General features: G+C 39.2%; 3 protein-coding genes, 1 tRNA gene and 1 rRNA gene. All 5 read right to left on the reverse strand.

What is annotated here, in order from left to right; genetic code table 11:
• Positions 1-146, reverse strand: a 16S ribosomal RNA gene (locus AC1DPK_RS33840); the annotation flags it as partial.
• Positions 147-1133: 987 nt separating this feature from the next.
• Positions 1134-1703, reverse strand: coding sequence for a YdeI/OmpD-associated family protein (locus AC1DPK_RS33845; RefSeq protein ID WP_477512992.1), 570 nt, complete (start codon positions 1701-1703; stop codon positions 1134-1136).
• A gap of 264 nt (positions 1704-1967) precedes the next feature.
• On the reverse strand, positions 1968-2483 hold the full coding sequence (locus AC1DPK_RS33850) for a DinB family protein (RefSeq protein WP_477512993.1): 516 nt from the start codon (positions 2481-2483) through the stop codon (positions 1968-1970).
• Between the two features lie 81 nt (positions 2484-2564).
• Positions 2565-3482, reverse strand: coding sequence for a helix-turn-helix transcriptional regulator (locus AC1DPK_RS33855; RefSeq protein ID WP_477512994.1), 918 nt, complete (start codon positions 3480-3482; stop codon positions 2565-2567).
• Positions 3483-4267: 785 nt separating this feature from the next.
• A tRNA-Leu gene (locus AC1DPK_RS33860) sits at positions 4268-4347 on the reverse strand.
• Between the last annotated feature and the right edge of the window lie 54 nt (positions 4348-4401).

A 4401-nucleotide genomic window follows, 5' to 3' on the forward strand; every position in this document is an offset into this window, starting at 1 on the left:
AGTCTTACAGGCAGGTTACCCACGTGTTACTCACCCGTCCGCCGCTAAGCATCAGAGGTGCAAGCACCTCATCAACTCCGCTCGACTTGCATGTATTAGGCACGCCGCCAGCGTTCGTCCTGAGCCAGGATCAAACTCTCCAAATTGGTTGTTTGACTTGCTCATAACTTTTATCGCTATATTTGCTCATCCCGAAGGATTTGCAAGGCAGTTATTACTCGTTGTTCAGTTTTCAAAGAGCAATCTTTTCTTTCGTTTGTTTCTCTCGCCGTCCGCGTGTATCTCTCGGCCGGAATTAGAATATACCATGCATGCATATATGATTGCAAGTCTTTTTTGAAATTATTTTATTATATTTATGATTTCACTATATAAATGCCATTTAATACGTCTATAATGCCTGTAAAACACTACATTTAAGCGTTTTAATATTTAATTTCGTTAATATAAATGAACAAACATATTATTAGTTATTTATTTTGAGCTCAATATTATCCTAGTTAACTATGTGTAATACAGATGATTAACAAATGGAATTCAAATCAGCTCATATAATCATCGTTTTCTGCTTGATATCTGATTCTGCCTTACATCAATCTATTTAATCCTAGAAGACACAAAGCTGCATCACTTCTTATCTATCCCTGTACAGGTTTGTATGAATTCCGTGACTTGCTTCTGATACTCATTTACAGGGGAATAGCATCTTGATTCATAAATACGATTGCTTTTTAAAATGAATTATAACTGTGCAAAGTCCTTAACTTTAAAAAAGCCATTAGTAATTCCTCTTTATCTATTAAGATCACCTACGTAACCTGTTCGTTATTTACAATCAGAATTAATCCTTGCTTTACATCCTCCACGAATGTTCATTCTATTCTAGACCAAGACCATCCGTATTCAACATTCACAATAGCAGCTGAACCGTCCAGCATAAGCACCTCCCCGACCTATTCGTATGTGTAGGAACTAAAATAATCCTACCACGCATATGAAAGGATGGGTTTTTAATTTGAAACAAATCAAAATTAGTATAGTAGAAGACTACAACCACTAATTACAAATAGCCTATTTCGACGTGCTTATATAACCACCACAACAAACAATTTCTCGCTACAAAATAACGTATCTTAGTAATCTAGGAGGCGTCCATTATCATGCCATAGACCGTACATTTTATTTTCCTTAGTATTTGCAATGAATTTGTCTAATCTACTATTAAATAATTCCGGCTGGTTTTTATTACTTTGTATCGTGTCGATCCGAACTCTTTTATAAAGAGCTGGAAATGCCGAAAAGTTCTCAAATACCTGTCTCTCCTCTTTGAGCCTTTGCTCTATAACCTTGTCTATTTTAAAAGAATCATAATCCATATCGGGAAGTGCCTTTCTTCCTTCATCTCTCATTAACCCCAACTTTTCAAGGCGGCGGACACGTTCTTTATTCAATTCAGTCCATGAACTTTTTTTGCTTCTAGGTGATAGTCTCTGCGCCATTTGAGTTTCGGTTATTTTCTTTTTCACTCCATCAATCCATCCAAAGCACAAAGATTCTTCGACCGCGTCCAAATACAGCAACTTATCTGGGTTTGGCGTCATGCTAACTACTACCCAACAAGATTTTTTAATATTTCCATTTTCCTGTAGCCAAATCCTCAAATCTTCTCTCGATTTTACTGTAATTAGATTTTCAATTTCCATAGATAAAATTCAAGCTCCTTCTAACTATAATGTGTAATTAAATTCATTATACAACGTATGACCCAAGTCGAACTTGATACTATCAGCAAAAGGGTAAAATGATACTTATCTCAACTAGCAATGGTGACTTATTTCTTCTATTAAATCGAAGTAAAAAGGTCGACTCCCCTATTTTTAGAAGTATCGACCTTTTTAGTATAATTTGATTTAATTCAAAACAATATCCATTGCGCTCACCAAATCTTCAAAACGATGAGCCAGTGTTTAAACGGATTCCGCAGCTTCCTGATACCAAAAAAATGCATAGTCGTTCATGACGGATGCGTGGCCTAGTTGGCGCAACATTGTAGAAATATTGCCTCTGTGATAGGTCCCATGATTGGCCACTTGCAGTACAATTTCCGATAAGCGTGTTTGGCGAATTCCGGCAAATGGGTTATCAAGCAAAACGGTTTGCTCCAAATCAGCTTCGCTTTGGAACCATTCTCTGTATTGTTCCGATAACTGTGCGAAGTTGTTGGCGTATTCATCTACAGAATGCAGGATACTCACATTTAGCGACATACATTCTTGAAATGCCTCTCGCATACCAGTGCCTGTTAAAACCTTATACCACATCGTATCCACTGCATAGATATGACTAAGGGCATGGGCAAGGGTAGGAAATGAGCTGTTTACTTCTTGACTTAGCACAGAGGCAGGGAGTTCCTTGATTCTCCCCATGATCGTTTGGTTGGCCCATGTGTGGTATTGAAACATTTCTACTGGATAATTGGACATTCGTAAATTCTCCTTTTGATTTCTAATAAATTGATTTTGGTTCTGTAGTTATAATAATAAAAGAAGTATGACAACAGACTGTCATACTTCTTCATAAAGTTTGAGTGTATTTTGAAGCTGTTCTTTTAAAATCCCTCGCAGTGCATAAGGTTCGAGTACTTCGGCGCCACTGCCAAAGCTCAGAAGAATGGACCATAGCCATCTTGCTTCAAGTGGTTTATAAACTGGAATTCGTATCGTTGCATTTCCATCGGCATGAAATTGCATATCCGCTTGGTGAAACTGATCCATAGCTATCGCCAAAGCCTCCGGTCCCACTTGAATCACAACATCTTTCAAAAGATCGCACCATTCCTTGTTTGTGAAAGTAAGCTCTTTCGACACTAAGTGGTGCTGCTGAAAGTCTTCCTGCGTCAATACTAAGTTCATTATCCGTGATAGTCGGAACTCCCGATAGTCACAACGCGTTCGACAAAAGCCATAAACGTACCAATTGCCATATTTGAAATGAAGCTGTATGGGTTCCATATCACGGGAAGTACGATCATTATTAGCATTAATATAATCAAAACGGACGATTTTTCGCTCCGTAATGCCCGTACGTAAATGTTGAAGCGCGTCCGGCCCTGACCGGCGGGTTTCTAAGTCGACAGATACAGTGGGGATCTGCTGCTCGGGTCCGATTGTTTGTAGTCTTTCAATGGTACCCTGAGCACGCTCATCTTTAAACACGCTGGAGAGGCTGCTGAGCACGGTGATTAGGGAATCGACATCATAAGAACCGAGCAAGCTTTTATCCATTTTGTATCCGTCCATTATGCCGTATCCGCCATTCATTCCCTGATACGATATGACAGGGAAGCCCGCAGCGCAGATCACATCGATATCCCGATAAATAGTTCTTTGGGAAACTTGATACTCTTCAGCCAGCATAGAAGCAGACAAAACTTCGTTATTCAGGAGCTTGTAGATTATGGAGATCAATCGCTCCAATTTCATATATATCCCCGCCCGTTAATCCATTTCGCATTGCTGCTTAATATTATATCACAGATTTTTTATTACTAATTTTCAGGGACACCCTGCTTGATGTATCGTAGATACATGAATTGGATTGAACGATCGGGGTATCTAGATTGGCATAACACCGTAAAACCCACGTTAAAAAGCATCTTCTATCGCAGGTAGACGTGCAGTCTTAATGGAAAGAGTTCTCCTCTTAAAGAACAAACATCACTAATGTAAACGCACCGATGACCAGCCGGTCGTGTGTGCGCCAGAGGCACAGAGACTAGAACATTTAATATAGTGTTATAGTCAAAAAAAGCTACTTGCATTCATTCGAACATCTACCCTAGATTATTGAATAAATTTCCGCAGCATTACGATCTGACATATTAGTAATACCTAGACAAACAGCTGTCTAAGCGTTCGCCTTTTCAATGAGTACACTTGCAGTCGAATCACAGTACGATTATAGAGCAGCCCTCTTCATTTTTAAGACGTGTTTATTGGGCTCTTAACATCCCATACCTTCGTCTCTTATTAGATTCCAAATATTAGAATGATAATACTTGTCTGCAGAGGGTTAAAAAGCTTGGGAGAGGCGTAGAGGAATTTTTTACGAGATCGGAGTAATAACAACTGAAGCCTTATTACGTTTTACCAATATGAGTTACCCATTTCATGAAAATTACTCAAAAGCATCTCATTTGAATATCATTTCCTACTTTTGAACAACAAAAAAAGCCTTGCTAAGCAAGACTTCTTTTGTCGTACTATGATGCGCGTAGAGGGACTTGAACCCCCACGGTTGCCCGCTAGATCCTAAGTCTAGTGCGTCTGCCAATTCCGCCATACGCGCGCATCCGAGATTAAAAAATGGTGAGTCATGTAGGATTCGAACCTACGACACCCT

This window comes from Paenibacillus sp. 01T424, from assembly GCF_056398745.1.

Bases quoted from the DNA above. Each gene is read 5' to 3' on its own strand.
- AC1DPK_RS33845 (WP_477512992.1), bottom strand. From the start codon at position 1,703: ATGGAAATTGAAAATCTAATTACAGTAAAATCGAGAGAAGATTTGAGG.
- AC1DPK_RS33850 (WP_477512993.1), bottom strand. From the start codon at position 2,483: ATGTCCAATTATCCAGTAGAAATGTTTCAATACCACACATGGGCCAAC.
- AC1DPK_RS33855 (WP_477512994.1), bottom strand. From the start codon at position 3,482: ATGAAATTGGAGCGATTGATCTCCATAATCTACAAGCTCCTGAATAAC.